Origin of the sequence: Pseudoduganella flava, from assembly GCF_007830495.1 — a bacterium.
GTDB lineage: Bacteria > Pseudomonadota > Gammaproteobacteria > Burkholderiales > Burkholderiaceae_D > Rugamonas > Rugamonas flava.
In genome coordinates, this window is the sequence record NZ_VLKW01000009.1 from 205,780 (window position 1) to 221,454 (window position 15,675).

The window sequence follows — 15,675 nt, forward strand, 5'->3', positions numbered from 1 at the left end:
GTCGTTCCGTGCGTCACCGTACATACACCCCGGGAAGGAATCGTTAGCCTTGTAACCAAATGTGCACATGCCAAACCAATCAGGCTGAACATGACTCTGAACCTTGACACCGCGCACAGCAATTCCGTACCGCCGCCTCTGGCCAGCAACCGTTTGCTCGCCAGCCTGCCGGAAGACGACCTCGCGCAGATCGAGGCCCTGTGCGAGACGGTCGAAGCGGAAGTGGGCGACGTGCTGTTCGAGCCGGGCCAGGCGATCACTTCCATCTACTTCCCGGTCGACGCACTCGTCTCGCTGCTGGCTGTGGCCGAAGGCCGCATGACGCTCGAAGTGGGCTCCGTCGGCCGCGAAGGCATGATCGGTGCCTCCGTCGCACTCGGCCATCGGCAGGCGCAGGTGCGCGCCGTCGTGCAGCGCGCCGGCCGCGCCCTGCGCATGAGCGCGGAGGATTTTCGTGCCGAGTTCGCGCGGATGGAATCGCTGCAGCACTTGCTGCACCGCTACACGGACACCTTGCTGGCGCAGGCGATCCAGATCGCCGTCTGCAGCCGCTTCCACGTGCTCGAAGCCCGTCTCGCCCGCTCGCTGCTGATCACGCGCGACCGCCTGCAATCGGAAAAATTCCATCTGACGCACGAGTTCCTCGCGCATGCGCTGGGAGTGCGCCGCGTCGGCGTGACGAAGGCCGCCAGCGCGCTGCAGCACCAGAAGCTGATCACGTACAGCCGCGGCAATATCGAGATCCTCGACTCGTCCGGCCTGGAAGCCGTGTCGTGCCGCTGCTATGAGCTGGTGAAGGAGAACGGCGCGATCGGGATGGGGACCGTGTTCATTTGACGGTGTCAGACACTAATGCCGTTAAGTTAGCAAGGCGCTGAAGACGTATGCTTTCACCCCAACGGCAAAGGCTGGGGTCAGACCCGCCGGGTCTGACCCCTGGGTTTGGGTCTTGGGTTTGCCTTAACTGAACGGCATCTCACACAAACACCGCCCAACAAAAAACGGAGCCGCGGCTCCGTTTTTTGTTGGCGTAAAACCCGATCAGCGGGTCGGCTTGCTGACCTGGTTGCCGATGACGCCGCCCACTGCCGCGCCGCCGACGGTGCCCAGGGCCGAGCCGCCGGACAGTGCGGAGCCGGCCACTGCGCCGACACCCGCGCCGATCGCCGTGTTGCGATCCTGGGTGGACATGCTGGAGCAGGCGGACAGGCCCAGCACTGCGCCAACGATCGTGACGCGCATTGCGATTTGCTTGACGTTCATGATGCTCTCCTTGAAGGTTACGGAGCGTCCTTGACCTTGAGGTCGTTGCGCACGACCTTCACGCCGGCGATGCTGCGTGCGGCGGCGACGGCCTTGTCCGCCTCCTCCTGGCTGGCGGCAAAGCCGGACAGGCGCACTTCGCCGTCATACGCTTCCACCATGATATCGGCCGGGTTCAGGCCGGGCTGGTTGGCCAGGCCGCTGCGCACATTCGTCGTCAGCGTCGAGTCCGACAGCTCGACGCTGGTCGGCGTCGTCACATCGGTGGATGCGCAGGCCACCAGCATCGCCAGCACCATGCCGGACAAGACGGTGGTCGGAGAAGTCAGGTTGCTCATGGCACGCTCCTTTGTCAGAAAAGGTGCGGTTACGCCGCACCGATGGAGGCAGATTACGGAAACGGTATAAATCGATCTGTTCGCCATCGCACTCATTGCGGGTGGGTTACGTTTTGTTACCTTATCGTGCCGTTCAGTTCCCTTTCACCTGGTCCGCGGTGGGCCGTTTCGATGCCGGCAGTTTCTTGCCGGGAGCGGGCGCTTCCGGTTTGCTACTGGCCTGGGCAATGAGCTTCGCACAATCCGCTCCTTCGCCGCCGCCCGAGATCAGCGGCACCACGGCCGCCACCGGTGCTGCCAGCGCCGCCAGCGCGATCGCGCCGCCGGCACGCATCGCCAGCACGCCCTTGTCGATGTCGACGTCCGGCTTCTTGAACGAGCCGCGCACGTAGATCGGCGAACGCAGCGATACGATGCGCAAGCCCTTGCTGTCCGGCTTCAAGGTCAGGTCCATCCTTTCCTCGGACAGGCTGACGGCACCCTTCACGTACACGGTCGCGTCCGTCGTGTCGACAACAAAGCTGCGCGTCTGCGCCAGCCCGTCGGTGACGGCGAAGTCGCCGGCCAGGCAGTTCAGCTTCACGGGCTTGTCGCCGACCAGCTTCGTGACGACGATGCTGCCCACGTTCAGCCCCATCTGCTCGAGCAGCAGCTTGCTGATCGTGCCGTCGTTGATCACCGTCTTCAGTTCGCCGTTCGACGAGGCCAGGAGCGTCGCCACCGAGTTCCCCGTCGCGGAAAGCTTCGCTTCCGCGTTGATCTCGCCAACCGTCGCCTGCATCTGCGGCAGGTTCGGGAACAGTTCCTTGAGCTTGATGTGGCGGGCCTTGACGTCGAGGTTCGCGGCGATCGCATCCTTCACCTTCCGGCCGCTGCCGTCCAGGTGCACGGTCGAGGCCATGCTGCCGCCGGCGAAATCGAAGTTCAGAGGCGTCAGCTTCAGAGTACCGTCGTGCAGGTGGAATTCCGTGTACAGGTTGCTGATCGGGAGTTCCTTGGTGCGCACGATGCGGTTGGCGCGGAACGACACGTCGGCATCGATGCTGGTCCAGCGTTCGGTGCGGAATTTCTCGACCGGCAGCACCTTGTTGGCCGGCTGTACGGCATCGACGCCCCGTTCCTTCTTCTTCTCGTTCGAGTCGGCACCAATCAGCGGGCCCAGGTCGGCGAACTGCAGCAGTTTCGACTGCACGCTGCCCGTCAGGTGGCCGCGCGGCTTCTTCTGCTGATAGGCCATCTTGCCGGTGATGTCGCTGGCGCCGACCTTGCCGACGAACTGGTCGTACGTCCACGTGCTGCTGCCCGGCACGAGCTTGCCCGTCAGGCGGCCGTGCGTGTAGAACGGCGGCGTCTCGGGCAGCACCAGGCCCGTGATCGCGTACAGCCGCGCCATGCTGGCGCCCTGTACCTTCATCGTCATGTCGATGCCGGCCAGCTTCGCCGGATTCGTCAGCGTGCCCTCGGCCGCGATGGACACGAGACCGACCTTGGCATCGATCAGCATCGGGAAGGGCAGGTCCTGGTCCTTCAGCGCCAGCACGGCGCCGGTCTTGCCGCGGCCCGTGATCGGCGCGCCGTTCCAGCTGCCGGACAAGGTCCAGCCGACGCCGTACTTGCGCTCGTTCGTCAGCGTGTCGACCTGCGCGGTGGCGTCGATGTCCTCGACCGCGTCGACGAAGCGGATGGTGCCCTTGCTGAACACGACGCGGTCCAGGTCCAGCTCCCACTTCGATTCCTTTTCCTTTTTCTTGAAGGTCCAGTTGTTGCTGCCGTCGGCGAGGCGCTGCAGGTACACGCTGGGCTGGGCGAACGCCAGCTCGGGGATCGAGATGGTCTTGTGCAGCAGCCCGAACGGATTGAGCGAGAAGGCGACGGCGCCCACACTGGCCATGTCCGCCGGCAGCGGCTTCTTGCCGTTCCCTGCCGCGCTCACCATCGCCGGCGGATTGCCCACGTGGACGTCGCGCGCGACCAGGTGCGGCCAGGGAATCCAGTCGCGCCACGTGCGTTCGCGCGCGACGGCGGGTTGCTTTTCCCAGGTCAGCGACAGGTCGCCGCGGATCTCGAACGGGCGCTCGATGGCCTCGCTGGTCTTGGCGTTCAGGAAGGGACGGGCTTTGTTCCAGTCGTAGTTAAGCAGCACGACGATCGCGATAGCGGGGATGGCGATGATGGTGCCGCCCACCGCGAGCGCGATCTTGCTCCGGCGTGGCATGTTCATGGCATTGGCCTTTCTGTTGTCAGATGACGGAAAGGCTACAACATGGGGAGCGGTGCCTATGTGCGGTCGCGCACCCTGACAGTGGCGCGGTACACGCATCGCCCCCTCATTGCCCCTCTTATGTGCGGCACCGAACCGAGTGCTTGTTGTCGCTTCGGCTATAACTTCACCACGTTCCCGTTCACTTGAGGAGAAAAAGAATGAGCCCTCGTTTTACCTTGCCGATCGTGTGCGCGGCGGCAGCGATCCTGTCCGCCTGCGCCAGCCAGAAGGCACCCGCCACAGCCGACGTCGCCGTGTCCCGCGCCGCCGTCGAGAATGCCGCGCAGGCCGGCGCCGCCGAACTGGCCCCGGCCGAGCTGACCGCCGCCCGGGAGAAAATGCAGCGCGCGCAGCAGGCCCTGGCCGCGAAGGATTACAAGCTCGCGACCGACCTCGCCCAGCAGGCCCAGGCCGATGCGAAGCTGGCCCAGAGCAAGGCCACGTCCGCGAAGGCCACCAGCGCCGCCAACGCGGTGCAGGAGGATATCCGCGTGCTGCGCGAAGAACTCGATCGCGCCAACAGCGTCAACCGGTAACCAGCCAAGGAGCGTCCCATGAAACGTACGTTGACCCCCGTGCTGCTGTCGCTGGCCATTGCCCTGTCGGCCTGCAGCTCGGTCCCCCCGACCACCAGCAACCTCGAACAGGCGCGCAGCGAATACGTCGCCGCGCAGAACAACAGCGCCGTGGCGCAGTATGCGGCCAATGAATTCAAGGCCGCGTCCGAAGCGCTGAACGCCGCCAACGCGGCCGCCACGGACCGCCAGCCGATCGAGAAGATCGACCAGCTGGCCTACGTGGCCAAGCAGCGCATCGCCACCGCGCAGGAACTGGCCCGGGCCCGCAAGGCCGAGGCCGACCTGAAGCAGGCATCGCAACAGCGCGACCAGGTGCGCCTGCAGGCCCGCACCGCCGAGGCCGAAGCGGCCAAGCGTTCCGCCGACCAGGCGCAAGCCGAGGCGGATGCGGCCAAGGCCCGCGCCGAACAGGCCGCCGCCGCCACGCAAAGCGCCCAGGCGCAGGCCCAGGCACTGGCGGCCCAGCTGGCCGACCTGCAGGCCAAGCAGACCGAGCGCGGTACCATCATCACGCTCGGCGACGTGCTGTTCAACACGGATTCGGCACAGCTGACGTCGCAGGGCATGGCCACCGTGCAGAAGCTCGCGAACATCCTGCGCGACAACCCCGATCGCACCGTGCTCGTCGAAGGCTTCACCGACAGCACCGGTTCCACCGCGCACAACCTCGAGTTGTCGCAACGCCGCGCCGAATCGGTGCGGGCAGCGCTGTCGCAGATGGGCGTCGACCGCTCGCGCGTCGATACGCGCGGCTATGGCGAAGCCTATCCCGTCGCCAGCAACAATACGGCGGGCGACCGCCAGCTGAACCGCCGTGTCGAGATCGTGCTGTCCGAAGCGGGCAAACCGATCCAGGCACGCCGCTGATTTGATCAATGAGGATTTCACCAATGTCCGATACGACACCAACCCAGGCCAGCGGTATCGATACCGCGGCCATCCGGGCCGCCGCGCAGAACCTCTCCGACGGCCCGGTCACGGCAGGCTACAAGGGCGACCGCGAAGCCGTGCTGAAGATGCTGAACGATGCGCTGGCCACCGAGCTGGTCTGCATCAACCGCTACAAGCGCCACTACTACACCGTCAGCGGCAAGAACAACGCGGCCATCAAGGCCGAGTTCCTCGAGCACGCCGGCGAAGAGGAAAAGCATGCTGACTGGCTGGCCGAGCGCATCGTCCAGCTGAACGGCACGCCCGACTACAACCCCGCCACGCTGCACGAGCGCAGCCATGCCGAGTACGACGACTCGCTCGAAGTGCAGTCGATGGTGCGCGCCAACCTGATCGCCGAGCGCGTCGCGATCGAGGCATATCGCCAGATGATCGAACGGATCGCCGATACCGACCCCGTGACGACGCAGCTGCTCGTGAAGATCATGGCGGAAGAGGAAGAGCACGCGGACGACATGCGCGACCTGCTCGAATGAGCGTTCGCCATGCGGCAAGGCAGCGTGCGCCATTTGCTCGAACCGGCACGCCGTTGTAGAGTTGTTACTTATTACTGTGAAAAGGAGCTTATATCATGCTGGAAAATAACATCAGTACCGTCAACAACGACGTGAAAACCCTGGTCAAGGATGCCCAAGCCCTGTTCACCGCCGCCACCGCCCTGACCGGCGAGAAGGCGGAAGAACTGCGCGGCCGCGGCATGCGCGCGCTGGACTCGGCGCTGGCGAAAGCCCAGGAAGCACAGACCAAGGCCATCGAGACGGGCAAGCAGGTGGCCACGACCACCGATGCCTACGTCAAGGAAAACCCGTGGCGTTCGATCGCCGTCGCCGCGGGCATCGGCCTGCTGGTGGGCGTGGTCCTGGGCCGCAAATAAGCGCCCGTGGCTCTGGGAGACGACATGGAGCACTCCGAGCAATCCGCACAGTCGGACTATGAGCAGCCCCGGCCTCCCGGCCTGATCGGCTCCCTGGCCGGGGTCGCGAAGAACAGCCTGCGCCTGGTGCTGTCGCGCGTCGAGCTCGCCGCGTGCGAGCTCTCCGAGGTGCGCGACCACATCGTCCAGCTGTCGGTGCTGTTCGCACTGTCGGTGCTGGCGGCATGGTTCGCGATTGCCTTCGGTACGGCCACGCTGGTCGTCCTCGCCTGGGAAGCCCTGGGCTGGAAGATCCTGCTGATCCTTGCCGTGGTGTTCGTCGTGATCGCCATCGGGCTCGTGATGACGATCTCGAAGATGATCCGAAGCGGCAAACTGGCGCTGCCGGCCACGATGGCCGAGCTGAAGGCCGACCGCGACATGTTGCTGTGAAAGGATAGCGATGAGCGACAAGGAGCAACGCAAGGCGGCGCTCGACGCCACCAAGGCGCGGCTGATCAGGGAAGGCGAGCTGTACCGCGTGAGCGTGCTGCACGCCAAGCACAGCGTCGTGCAGGCGCTGCACCCCGACGTGCTGCTGCATGGCGCCGTCGACCTGGCGGTCGGTGCGGCGCAGTCGCGCCTCGCCGGCCTGATCGGCGGCACCGCGGCGGCGGCCGGCGCTGGGGGCCTGCTGGCCAACTACAAGACCCTGATGCCGATCGCGATGTCGGTAGGCTCGTTCATCTCGCGCCGTCGTCTCGTGAAGCCGGCGCTTGCCGTCGGCGCGGTCCTCGCGGCCGTCGGTACGTGGATCTACAAGCGCAAGCAGAGCGGCTCGCTGTAAGGCACCGTAATGCGATGAAAAAAAGCCGCGGCGACGCGGCTTTTTCTTTGTGGGCGAGGCCGCCCAGCCACCGTCTGCAGCCGACCGACTCGCAAGGTACAATGCTTGTCAACCTTTCCACAAGGAGGAGCGGTAGTGGCAGATGACGGCACTCATTCCCTGAACCCCGCCGGCCTGCGCGTCGTGCTCGTGCTGCAGGGCGGCGGCGCGCTCGGCGCCTACCAGGCGGGCGTGTACCAGGCGCTGCACGAGCATGGCCTGTCGCCGGACTGGGTCGTCGGCACGTCGATCGGGGCGATCAACGCCGCACTGCTGGCCGGCAACCGGCGCGAGCACCGGCTGCAACGCATCAAGGCGTTCTGGGACCGCATCGCCAGCCGCGACCCGTTCGACCTGAACCGGCTGTCCGATGCGCAGCGCCGCCAGAACATCCAGTTCTCGACGTTGGGCACATTGTTTTCCGGCGTGCGCGGCTTCTTCCGGCCACGGTCGTTCAATCCGTTCGCGGCCGGGCTGCCGGTGGCGCCGGAACAGGCCAGCTTCTACGACACGGACGAATTGACGGCCACGTTGAAGGAACTGGTCGACTTCGACTACCTGAACGGGCCGGGCGGCATGCGGCTGACCGTCAACGCGCTGCGCGTCAAGTGCGGCAGCCTGGTCGGCTTCGACAGCCTGAACGGCAATCTCTGCGCCGATCACGTCCGCGCCAGCGGTGCGCTGCCGCCGGGCTTCCCGCCGGTGCGCATCGACGGCGACCTGTACTGGGATGGCGGCCTGTATTCGAACACGCCGCTCGAGACGGTGCTGTACGACGCCGAGCAGGTCGATACGCTGTGCTTCATGGTCGACCTGTGGAGCTCCGAAGGGCCGGAGCCGCGCACCTTGGAAGAGGTGCAGACGCGGCAGAAGGACGTGACGTTCGCATCGCGGTCACGGCGCCACCTGGTCGACTATGTGAACACGCGCCGGCTGCAGCGCAAGGTGCGCGAGCTGTATGCGGCGCTGCCCGACAAGGCGCACGCCCCATGCACGGAGCGCGAACTGATCGAGCTCGGTTGCGAGAGCACCCTGCACGTCGTGCGGCTGCCGTATGCGGGGCACGATTGGCACATGCCGCTGAAGGACATCAATTTTTCGCAGGGATCGATCACGTGGCGCTGGGACCAGGGTTACGCGGATGCGCAACGGGCCATCGCCGCCGCCGGCTGGTTGAACTTCGTGTCCGAGGACACACCGCTCGTCGTCCATGAACTGCCGCCGCTGGCGACGGTGGAGCCGACAGCGGCGAACCGCGTGCCGGGCGGGCGGGACATCGGGGCACGGACGTGAGGGCAGGGGTGTAAGGGCAGGGGCGCAGGGACACGGAATAAACCCGCGCCCCTGCGACCGCCCGGCATGCCGGTGTGGCCGGCTTATTCCGATGGACCGGCCGTGTCGTACTTGCCCAGCTCGTTCGATTGAGCGACAAGCTCGCGCACGTTCGCCATGTCCTGCTTGTACGTCGCGCGGGCTTCCTTGACGCAGTCGCCGCGTTCGCTCTTCGACATCTTCTTGCAGTCGTTCAGCGCCTCGTTCAGCGCCGCGCCGATTTCCTTGCGCTTCGTGGCGACCTGCGCCTGCATGCCGCGGTCGTCCTTCAGCCAGCGCGCCGGCTCGCCGCGCGCGATTTCTCGTTCCTGCTGTTTCGCCACTTCCGGCGGGGTGCTCTGCGCACCGGCCATGCCGCACAGGCCGGCCGCCAGCATGGCGCCCAGGATGAACTGTTTCATGATGGCTCCTTCCAAAGAAAGCGGGGCGCCTGCGCGCCCCGTGTCGGTTACAGCCTGCCCGTCAACAACATGATCAGCAGGACGACGACGATCAGGCCGGCGATGCCGCTGGGGGCATAGCCCCAGTTGCGGCTGTGCGGCCACGTCGGCAGCGCGCCGATCAGGACGAGTACCAGAATGATCAGAAGTATGGTGCCCATGGTGTGCTCCTTATTGGTTGGTTATGAATCCTGGGACTCGCGCGGCTGGCGCTCAATAGCGGTACACGCGGCCATCCACCAGGCGCACCCGGCTGCCCGAGCGCAGGTCGTAGGCGCTGTCCTGATTGACGGTGCGGTAGTCGCCGTTATCCAGCCTGACGGTGATCTGATAGACATCGTGGGGGGCGTTGCGGTTCGATTCGATCTGGTTGCCGGCGACGGCGCCGCCGATCGCACCGGCAGCGGTGGCCGCCGTGCGGCCGCTGCCCGAACCGATCTGGTTGCCGACCAGGGCGCCCAACAGGCCGCCCGCGACGGCGCCGGCACCACTGGTGGCCGGGTCGACGCGCACGACCTGGATGTTCTCGATCGTGCCATACGTCGCGGCGTCGGCCTGCGTCGAATAATTCGTGCTGGTCGGCGCATTGCTGGCGCAGCCGGCGGTCAGCAGGGACACCGCGACCATGGCTGCGCTCAAGGTGTGGGTTGCTTTCATGTTCAGTCCTTTCGAAAACGTTGTGGCGCCAGCTTAAGTCGGCGCGCGGCAGGGGGTCTGTGCGATGCCGCACTCTGTCCTGCCCGGTCCGTTGTTGTAAAAGCGACAGGTATGTTCGCCAGCGAACAGAAAAAACACGCCTGCTGTTGGAAACTGTGTTCATCGTCAACTGCATGGAGCCAACAAGCATGAAGCCGGCACCGATTGCGGCGTTGCTGCTGTGCGTCTGCGCCATGTCGGCGCGCGCTGCCAGCCCGGAGGCGAAAGCGATGTACGACAACGCGAAGGCCGCGGCGGCCACTGCCTACAAGGCCGCACGGGAGCGTTGCGACGTCATCACGGGGAACCCGAAGGACGTCTGCATCGCCGAGGCGAAGGCTGCGCGGGTGCGCGCCGAAGCCGATGCGGCCGCGCGTTACCGCAATACGTTGCGCGCTTATACGCAGGCACGGATCGACATCGCGAAGGCCGATTACGCGGTGGACCGGGCCCGCTGCGACGCGCTGACGGGCAACGACAAGGACGTGTGCGTGGAGCGTGCGAAGGCCACGCGCACGGCGGCACTGGCCGATGCGAAGGCCGACAGGAAAGTCATCGAGGCGCGCAGCGATGCGCGCGAGGATAAACGGATCGCCGAGTACAAGGTCGCCGCTGAAAAATGCGACGCCCTGGCCGGCACGGCCAAAGACCAGTGCGTCGCGGCTGCGAAATCCCAGTTCGGCTATGAAGCCGCTGGACCCAAGCTCGTTCCCGGGCATTTTTGACCACTAAGAAGGAGAACCATCATGAGTATCGCTAAGAAAGTCGTCATTGCCGCCATCACCGCCGCCACCACGCTGACCGTCGTCGGCTGCGCTCCCACCCCGACGAAGGAAGGTGCCGGCGAATACGTCGATGACGCCGTCATCACGACCAAGGTGAAGTCGTCGATCTTCAACGAGCCGACGCTGAAATCCACCGAGATCAACGTTGAAACCTTCAAGGGCACGGTGCAGCTGTCCGGCTTCGTCGCACAACCTGGCGATATCACGAAGGCCGGTGAAATCGCCCGCGGCGTCAAGGGCGTGAAGTCGGTCAAGAACGATATCCGCGTCAAGTAATCAGGGACGCGGCCGGTGCCGTCATGCGGCACCGGCCGTGCGGCGTGCATGGACCGTCCTCACATCATCACCCCGGGGCCGGCCACGCCGGCCGATCCGCAACCGGCGGACCTCGGCGAGCACGCCACCAGGCTGCACCTGCCGCTGCACGTGCACGCGCGCGGGCTGGCGCTTGGCATCATCGCCACCGTCGCTTTCCTGTATGCCCTCCAGTGGGGCAGGAATTTCCTTGTTCCCCTGCTGCTGGGGATCTTCATCGCCTACACGCTGAACCCCCTCGTCAACTGGCTCGAGCGCATCCGCGTCAAGCGCGTGATCGGCGCCACCATCGTCACGGCGGCGATCTTCGGCGGCGCGGTTGTCGTCGTCGACAAGGTGCATGGCGAATTCCAGAACATCGTCGAGGAACTGCCGACCATCACGCACAAGTTGTCGCGCCTGCTCGCATCGACGACGGGGTCGAGCACCAGCACGATCTCGCGCATCCAGGCCGTGGCCACGGAGATCGAGCAAGCCACGGCCGGCAACAGCGCGCGGCGCGCGATCAAGCGCCAGCAGGACGTGACAGCGCCGGGGGCCGGCGGCATCCGCGTGATGGACTGGGTGTGGGTCAGCGCGCGCAGCCTGATCGGCTTCGCCAGCCAGGGCACGATGGTGATCTTCCTCGTGTTCTTCCTGCTGCTGTCCGGCGACACGTTCAAGCGCAAGCTCGTCAAGCTGACCGGGCCGTCGCTGACGAAGAAGAAGATCACGGTGCACATCCTGGAAGACATCAACACGTCGATCCAGGCGTACATGTTCATGCTGCTCGTGACGAACGTGCTGCTGGCGTTCCTGATGTGGATCGCGCTCCGCGCCATCGGCCTGGAAAACGCCGGCGCATGGGCGATCGTGGCCGGCCTGCTGCACATCATGCCTTACTTCGGCCCGCTCCTGATCACCAGCGCGACGGGCCTCGTCGCGTTCCTGCAATTCGAATCGCTGCAGATGGTGCTGCTCGTGACCGGCGCTTCGCTCGGCATCGCCACGCTGGTCGGCACGTTCGTCACGACGTGGATGACGGGCCGCATCGCCCGCATGAACGCGGCCGCCGTCTTCGTCAGCCTGCTGTTCTGGGGCTGGCTGTGGGGCGTGTGGGGACTGCTGCTCGGCGTGCCGGTCATCGTGATCCTGAAGGTCGTGGCCGAGCGGGTGGAGGGGATGGAAGTCGTTGCGGAGCTGTTGGGCGAGTAAGCGCGGGGGGCGCGAAGCACTGGGGCCTGCCGGCTCCGCCGTGCTGTCGAGCTCGTGTCACCGGTGCCTGGCAGCCGGGGCATGCCCCGGCAGACACGAGCTGAGGTGTCCTTCAACCCGTCGCCGGGCCACCGTCATTTCAGTTTTAGATTGCCGTGCTCATCCCGCGGATGGTGCTTCAGGCTGCCGATCTGCAGCGCGTACTGGCGGGCGAATTCGGCGCCCAGGAAGAAGATCTGCGCCGAGTAGTAGACCCACAGCAGCAGCGCAATCGTCGAGCCTGCCGCACCGAAGCTGCTGGCGACGCCGCTGTTGCCGATGTACGCGCCGATCGCGAACTTGCCGATCATGAACAGGACGGCCGTACCCACCGCGCCGATGACGACGTCGCGCCAGGCCAGCGTGATACGGGGCAGCAGCTTGAAGATCACGCCGAACATCGTGGCGATCACAAGGAAGCTGATGGCGTGGTTCAGCGCCGTCAGGATGACGGTCGCGTTCGGCCAGTAGCTGTTCCACAGCCGCTGGAAGATTTCCAGCGCCGCGCTGACGACGAGCGACACCAGCAGCAGGAAGCCCAGCGCGAGGATCAGGCCGAACGACAGCAGGCGGGTGCGGATCGTGTCCCACACGGTGTTGTCGGTGACCGGCGGCAGTTGCCAGATCTCGTCCAGGCTCGTCTTCAATTCGGCGAACACGCTGGTGGCGCCGAACAGCAGCAGGGCGCCGGCGACGATCGTCGCGATGCGGCCTTCGTCCTCGTTGTGCGCGCCGGCCAGGATCAGCTGGATCGCCTCGGCCCCTTGCGCGCCGACCATGCCGCGCAGCTGCGCAAACAGCTCGCCCTGCGCCGCCTCCTTACCGTAGAAAAAGCCGGCGATCGCGATCACCAGCACGAGCACGGGCGCGATCGAGAACAGCGTGTAGAACGCCAGCGCCGCCCCTTTGCTGCTGCCGCGGTGCTCGAACCATTCCATCACGGCGCAATACAGGAGGTTCGGCAATTTCTTGGCGATGTGAGGAAACTTTCTGAAATTCACTTTTACCTCCCCATATGAAAAAAGGGGCCGAAGCCCCTTGACTGCGTACTACCCACCCTCTCGCTTTTTCCTGTCCGCGAAAGGGTAGGTGTGCACTTTTTTGCGATTACTGAACTTTGCGTTCGATGGTGATCTGTTCGACCTCGACACGGCGGTTCGGTTCGAGGCACTTGATCAGCGCGGCGCGTTTCTTCTCGTTGCACTGCACGACCGGCTCGCTCTCGCCCTTGCCCTGCGTCGTCAGACGGTCGGCGGCGATGCCCTTGCTCACCAGGTAGTCCTTGGCGGCGGCGGCGCGGCGCTCGGACAGCTTCTGGTTGTACTTGTCCGAACCGAGGCGGTCGGTGTGGCCGGTGATCGTGATGCCGGACAGGCTCGGGTTCTCGTTCAGCACGCGTGCGACTTCATCCAGCTTCGGCTGGTCGCCACGCAGCTTGGCGCTGTCGAACTCGAACAGTTCGGTGGCCGACATCGTCACCTTCTCGAAGCGGGCCGGCGGTGGCGGCGGCGGCGGCGGAGCTACCGGGGTCGGTGCTTCGGCGACCGGAGCCGGCGGCGGTGCCGGCGGTGCCGGTGGCGTCGGGGTCGGGCCCAGAGCGTAGTTGAAGCCCACCGTCACGTAGACGTTGTTGGAGCGGTCGTGACGGAACTCGTCGCTGCCGATGAAGCCGTAGACGTCACGCACGTCCGCCTGGAACGACCAGCGGTCGTTGATGACGGACTGGAAGCCCAGGCCGGCCGACACGTACGGCGACGTATGGTGCGGATGCGCCGTGCTGTTCGGCCAGCTTTCCTTGTCGCGCTGGGCGCCCAGGCCCACCAGCACGAACGGACGGAAGGTCTTGCGGGAGAACAGGTACAGGAAGTCGACGCCCAGCGTTTCTTGCTGGTAGCGTGCGTCGCCATCTTTCGAGCGGGCATACGTGTAGCCCATCTGGATGTCCCAGTTTTCGGCGAGCGGCTTGCCGAACTTGATGCCGCCGCCGTAGCCGGTCTTGTCGGTGACCCAGTCGGAATCCGGCTTCATTGCGTTGACGCTCGGCTGGATGTACCAGTTCGGATTGATGACGGCGTCCTGTGCCGATGCGGCGACGGAAGCGCACAGCAGGGCTGCGGCAATCGCGATCTTGTTAGATTTATTCACTGATTACTCCTGATGCGTTGAAAGGAATTAATTGCTGCTCACAGCAATATTGAAAGAAGTGGCAGGAAGTGCTCTTCTTTCAATTGCAGCTATTGCATTGCTGTTGGATCAAGTTTAGGTGCTGGGCGTTCGCAGCTTCGGTGCGCTACCGCACAAAAACCTTGCGTTACATCAAATGTGTTGTGATCGTACCACAGGAACTGGAGCTTTGTCGGCGTAGTCCAAGGGCAGGTGGACAGGAAATGCGCCTGCCCAAGGTGGCAGGCGGGGCGATGTCGGAGGAAAAAACGGGGAAAAGACCGGTGACTTTGTAACCAACTGTAACGATAACGCCGCCTTGTTGCCCGCCTTGTCGAGTACTTCAGGTCAGTGGGCAGGCGTGGCGCCGGCGGCCGGAGTGCCGGTGCCGGCATCGGTTGCCGGTGGCGGCGCCGTGTCGATCGGCGGCGTTACCGTATCGGACGGGGTGCCTGGGGTGCCCGGGGCGACTGGAGTCGAGGTCGCTGTCGCGGCCGGTGCGGTGGCGGCGGGGCTGGCCGCCGGTTCCGGCGCGGTGTGCTGGTTGGCGGTTTTTTCGCAGGCGGACAGTGCCAGGGCAGCGAGGCCGGCAACGAGGATCGAATAACGCATGAGGATCTCCCAAGGTGAGTGAACGTGACTCCAGCGTAGGAATCGCACGATCGCCCATCTGTACGGGGGCGCACCGATGACGAACACGGGCGCCCGGCCGGGCGTGGCGAATGCACAACACCGCGATCGGATCGCGTGGCTACGACGTTTAAAGCATTTTGTGTTCGTTGCCGCACAGACTTGTGCAACGCATAACGGCAATCTGGAGCCCAATGAATGAACTATTGGCGCGGTGCCCCGGTCATCCGCGCAACCCGGATACCGTTATAAGGAGTGTTCAAATGCATGCAATCAGAGAATCTCACGACCTGTCGAACAGCGATGTGATGGCCTCCCAGCCGGCGGCGAAACCGCGTCTGGCGCTGGTGGAGCGCCCGGGTCCGGGAACCGAGCGCAAGGCATTGTCGCTGGCGCCGATCGAGCGCGTCCGGTCGACCTCCGCGACGCTGCGCCGCATCGAAAACATGCAAAAGCTGATCGGCGAACTGCAGCAGCATGAAATGCTGGCCGACGAGATCGCATGGTTCCTGAAATTTTCGCCGTCCGGCGCACGCAAGTACATCCGCGACCTGCGCGAAGCGGGCGTGATCGAACTGGCGCGCTACATCGAAGGCACCGCCACCTATCTGGGCAAGGCTGTCTACCGCCTGACGCCGGATGCCGAGCGCGTGCAGGCTTTCCTGGCCGCGATCGCCCAGCCGAAGCGCGAAGGCGCGCCACCGCGCAAGGAACGCCCCAGCCTGCGCGAGCAGAGCATGGCAGGCAGCGGCCGTCACTTCCACATCCTGGCCGACGATACGCATTACGCGATCCGCGTGAACCGCGGCCCGGTCACCCGCGACCCGCTGGTGGCAGCCCTGTTCGGCGCACCGCAATCGCTGCAGAAGGCGCAACAGTAACAAACCCACCCGCCCGCTTCACGACCGGATGACAAGCCGCGACATCCGGTCCGGGCAGTGCTAAGCTG

General features: G+C 65.1%; 21 protein-coding genes. 12 read left to right on the top strand and 9 right to left on the bottom strand.

Going from position 1 to position 15,675, the window contains the following annotated elements:
• The first annotated feature begins 90 nt into the window (after positions 1–90).
• A complete protein-coding gene (locus tag IP92_RS21860) occupies positions 91–837 on the top strand; it encodes a Crp/Fnr family transcriptional regulator (protein WP_145879104.1) in 747 nt (248 codons plus the stop codon).
• A 204-nt stretch (positions 838–1,041) separates the two neighbouring features.
• Here IP92_RS21860 and IP92_RS21865 read toward each other — a convergent pair whose 3' ends face one another.
• The 3 genes from IP92_RS21865 to IP92_RS21875 all read right to left on the bottom strand — a co-directional run bounded on the left by IP92_RS21865 (position 1,042) and on the right by IP92_RS21875 (position 3,822).
• Positions 1,042–1,263 (bottom strand): YMGG-like glycine zipper-containing protein, encoded by a 222-nt coding sequence (locus IP92_RS21865; protein ID WP_371860957.1) that lies wholly within the window; start codon positions 1,261–1,263, stop codon positions 1,042–1,044.
• 17 nt (positions 1,264–1,280) lie between these two features.
• Entirely contained in the window at positions 1,281–1,601 is a 321-nt protein-coding gene (locus IP92_RS21870; RefSeq protein WP_158206826.1) for a BON domain-containing protein, read from the bottom strand.
• Positions 1,602–1,734: 133 nt separating this feature from the next.
• Positions 1,735–3,822, bottom strand: a complete 2,088-nt coding sequence (locus IP92_RS21875) for an AsmA family protein (protein WP_145879110.1) — start codon at positions 3,820–3,822, stop codon at positions 1,735–1,737.
• Positions 3,823–4,022: 200 nt separating this feature from the next.
• Between IP92_RS21875 and IP92_RS21880 the strand changes: the two genes are divergently transcribed.
• The 7 genes from IP92_RS21880 to IP92_RS21910 all read left to right on the top strand — a co-directional run bounded on the left by IP92_RS21880 (position 4,023) and on the right by IP92_RS21910 (position 8,425).
• Positions 4,023–4,400: a DUF4398 domain-containing protein gene (locus IP92_RS21880; protein ID WP_145879112.1), complete on the top strand. Its 378-nt coding sequence runs from the start codon at positions 4,023–4,025 to the stop codon at positions 4,398–4,400.
• An 18-nt stretch (positions 4,401–4,418) separates the two neighbouring features.
• The gene (locus IP92_RS21885; protein WP_145879114.1) at positions 4,419–5,309 is read left to right on the top strand and encodes an OmpA family protein; all 891 of its coding nucleotides are present in this window, start codon (positions 4,419–4,421) and stop codon (positions 5,307–5,309) included.
• A 23-nt stretch (positions 5,310–5,332) separates the two neighbouring features.
• Complete coding sequence (locus IP92_RS21890; protein ID WP_145879117.1) at positions 5,333–5,869, top strand: ferritin-like domain-containing protein; 537 nt, start codon at positions 5,333–5,335, stop codon at positions 5,867–5,869.
• A gap of 95 nt (positions 5,870–5,964) precedes the next feature.
• Positions 5,965–6,267, top strand: a complete 303-nt coding sequence (locus IP92_RS21895; protein ID WP_145879120.1) for an ElaB/YgaM/YqjD family protein — start codon at positions 5,965–5,967, stop codon at positions 6,265–6,267.
• Between the two features lie 24 nt (positions 6,268–6,291).
• A complete protein-coding gene (locus IP92_RS21900; protein WP_145879122.1) occupies positions 6,292–6,699 on the top strand; it encodes a phage holin family protein in 408 nt (135 codons plus the stop codon).
• A 10-nt stretch (positions 6,700–6,709) separates the two neighbouring features.
• Positions 6,710–7,093 carry a hypothetical protein gene (locus IP92_RS21905; protein WP_145879124.1) on the top strand — a complete coding sequence of 128 codons (384 nt, stop codon included), beginning with the start codon at positions 6,710–6,712 and terminating at the stop codon, positions 7,091–7,093.
• 135 nt (positions 7,094–7,228) lie between these two features.
• The gene (locus IP92_RS21910) at positions 7,229–8,425 is read left to right on the top strand and encodes a patatin-like phospholipase family protein (protein ID WP_229418911.1); all 1,197 of its coding nucleotides are present in this window, start codon (positions 7,229–7,231) and stop codon (positions 8,423–8,425) included.
• An 83-nt stretch (positions 8,426–8,508) separates the two neighbouring features.
• Here IP92_RS21910 and IP92_RS21915 read toward each other — a convergent pair whose 3' ends face one another.
• The 3 genes from IP92_RS21915 to IP92_RS21925 are packed head-to-tail and all read right to left on the bottom strand — an operon-like array spanning position 8,509 to position 9,561.
• Positions 8,509–8,865: a hypothetical protein gene (locus IP92_RS21915; RefSeq protein ID WP_145879126.1), complete on the bottom strand. Its 357-nt coding sequence runs from the start codon at positions 8,863–8,865 to the stop codon at positions 8,509–8,511.
• Positions 8,866–8,912: 47 nt separating this feature from the next.
• Positions 8,913–9,065 carry a DUF3309 domain-containing protein gene (locus tag IP92_RS21920; protein WP_130185456.1) on the bottom strand — a complete coding sequence of 51 codons (153 nt, stop codon included), beginning with the start codon at positions 9,063–9,065 and terminating at the stop codon, positions 8,913–8,915.
• A gap of 52 nt (positions 9,066–9,117) precedes the next feature.
• On the bottom strand, positions 9,118–9,561 hold the full coding sequence (locus IP92_RS21925) for an outer membrane lipoprotein (protein ID WP_145879128.1): 444 nt from the start codon (positions 9,559–9,561) through the stop codon (positions 9,118–9,120).
• Between the two features lie 188 nt (positions 9,562–9,749).
• Here IP92_RS21925 and IP92_RS21930 point away from each other — a divergent pair, with 188 nt between their 5' ends.
• The 3 genes from IP92_RS21930 to IP92_RS21940 are packed head-to-tail and all read left to right on the top strand — an operon-like array spanning position 9,750 to position 11,894.
• Positions 9,750–10,325, top strand: a complete 576-nt coding sequence (locus IP92_RS21930) for a hypothetical protein (protein WP_199271827.1) — start codon at positions 9,750–9,752, stop codon at positions 10,323–10,325.
• 21 nt (positions 10,326–10,346) lie between these two features.
• Positions 10,347–10,661, top strand: coding sequence for a BON domain-containing protein (locus IP92_RS21935; RefSeq protein WP_145879131.1), 315 nt, complete (start codon positions 10,347–10,349; stop codon positions 10,659–10,661).
• Between the two features lie 48 nt (positions 10,662–10,709).
• Positions 10,710–11,894, top strand: coding sequence for an AI-2E family transporter (locus IP92_RS21940; RefSeq protein WP_145879133.1), 1,185 nt, complete (start codon positions 10,710–10,712; stop codon positions 11,892–11,894).
• A 134-nt stretch (positions 11,895–12,028) separates the two neighbouring features.
• Here IP92_RS21940 and IP92_RS21945 read toward each other — a convergent pair whose 3' ends face one another.
• The 3 genes from IP92_RS21945 to IP92_RS21955 all read right to left on the bottom strand — a co-directional run bounded on the left by IP92_RS21945 (position 12,029) and on the right by IP92_RS21955 (position 14,708).
• Positions 12,029–12,871, bottom strand: coding sequence for a YihY/virulence factor BrkB family protein (locus IP92_RS21945; RefSeq protein WP_145879320.1), 843 nt, complete (start codon positions 12,869–12,871; stop codon positions 12,029–12,031).
• Positions 12,872–13,040: 169 nt separating this feature from the next.
• The gene (locus tag IP92_RS21950) at positions 13,041–14,078 is read right to left on the bottom strand and encodes an OmpA family protein (RefSeq protein WP_145879135.1); all 1,038 of its coding nucleotides are present in this window, start codon (positions 14,076–14,078) and stop codon (positions 13,041–13,043) included.
• A 366-nt stretch (positions 14,079–14,444) separates the two neighbouring features.
• Positions 14,445–14,708, bottom strand: coding sequence for a hypothetical protein (locus tag IP92_RS21955; RefSeq protein WP_145879137.1), 264 nt, complete (start codon positions 14,706–14,708; stop codon positions 14,445–14,447).
• 326 nt (positions 14,709–15,034) lie between these two features.
• On the opposite strand from IP92_RS21955, the gene IP92_RS21960 reads away from it, so the two are divergent.
• Positions 15,035–15,607, top strand: a complete 573-nt coding sequence (locus tag IP92_RS21960; protein ID WP_199272011.1) for a winged helix-turn-helix domain-containing protein — start codon at positions 15,035–15,037, stop codon at positions 15,605–15,607.
• Positions 15,608–15,675: the final 68 nt, after the last annotated feature.

Bases quoted from the DNA above. Each gene is read 5' to 3' on its own strand.
- IP92_RS21875 (WP_145879110.1), bottom strand. From the start codon at position 3,822: ATGAACATGCCACGCCGGAGCAAGATCGCGCTCGCGGTGGGCGGCACC.
- IP92_RS21935 (WP_145879131.1), top strand. From the start codon at position 10,347: ATGAGTATCGCTAAGAAAGTCGTCATTGCCGCCATCACCGCCGCCACC.
- IP92_RS21890 (WP_145879117.1), top strand. From the start codon at position 5,333: ATGTCCGATACGACACCAACCCAGGCCAGCGGTATCGATACCGCGGCC.
- IP92_RS21900 (WP_145879122.1), top strand. From the start codon at position 6,292: ATGGAGCACTCCGAGCAATCCGCACAGTCGGACTATGAGCAGCCCCGG.
- IP92_RS21960 (WP_199272011.1), top strand. From the start codon at position 15,035: ATGGCCTCCCAGCCGGCGGCGAAACCGCGTCTGGCGCTGGTGGAGCGC.
- IP92_RS21905 (WP_145879124.1), top strand. From the start codon at position 6,710: ATGAGCGACAAGGAGCAACGCAAGGCGGCGCTCGACGCCACCAAGGCG.
- IP92_RS21930 (WP_199271827.1), top strand. From the start codon at position 9,750: ATGAAGCCGGCACCGATTGCGGCGTTGCTGCTGTGCGTCTGCGCCATG.
- IP92_RS21880 (WP_145879112.1), top strand. From the start codon at position 4,023: ATGAGCCCTCGTTTTACCTTGCCGATCGTGTGCGCGGCGGCAGCGATC.
- IP92_RS21925 (WP_145879128.1), bottom strand. From the start codon at position 9,561: ATGAAAGCAACCCACACCTTGAGCGCAGCCATGGTCGCGGTGTCCCTG.
- IP92_RS21940 (WP_145879133.1), top strand. From the start codon at position 10,710: ATGGACCGTCCTCACATCATCACCCCGGGGCCGGCCACGCCGGCCGAT.
- IP92_RS21945 (WP_145879320.1), bottom strand. From the start codon at position 12,871: ATGGAATGGTTCGAGCACCGCGGCAGCAGCAAAGGGGCGGCGCTGGCG.
- IP92_RS21865 (WP_371860957.1), bottom strand. From the start codon at position 1,263: ATGAACGTCAAGCAAATCGCAATGCGCGTCACGATCGTTGGCGCAGTG.
- IP92_RS21860 (WP_145879104.1), top strand. From the start codon at position 91: ATGACTCTGAACCTTGACACCGCGCACAGCAATTCCGTACCGCCGCCT.
- IP92_RS21895 (WP_145879120.1), top strand. From the start codon at position 5,965: ATGCTGGAAAATAACATCAGTACCGTCAACAACGACGTGAAAACCCTG.
- IP92_RS21915 (WP_145879126.1), bottom strand. From the start codon at position 8,865: ATGAAACAGTTCATCCTGGGCGCCATGCTGGCGGCCGGCCTGTGCGGC.
- IP92_RS21870 (WP_158206826.1), bottom strand. From the start codon at position 1,601: ATGAGCAACCTGACTTCTCCGACCACCGTCTTGTCCGGCATGGTGCTG.
- IP92_RS21885 (WP_145879114.1), top strand. From the start codon at position 4,419: ATGAAACGTACGTTGACCCCCGTGCTGCTGTCGCTGGCCATTGCCCTG.
- IP92_RS21955 (WP_145879137.1), bottom strand. From the start codon at position 14,708: ATGCGTTATTCGATCCTCGTTGCCGGCCTCGCTGCCCTGGCACTGTCC.
- IP92_RS21920 (WP_130185456.1), bottom strand. From the start codon at position 9,065: ATGGGCACCATACTTCTGATCATTCTGGTACTCGTCCTGATCGGCGCG.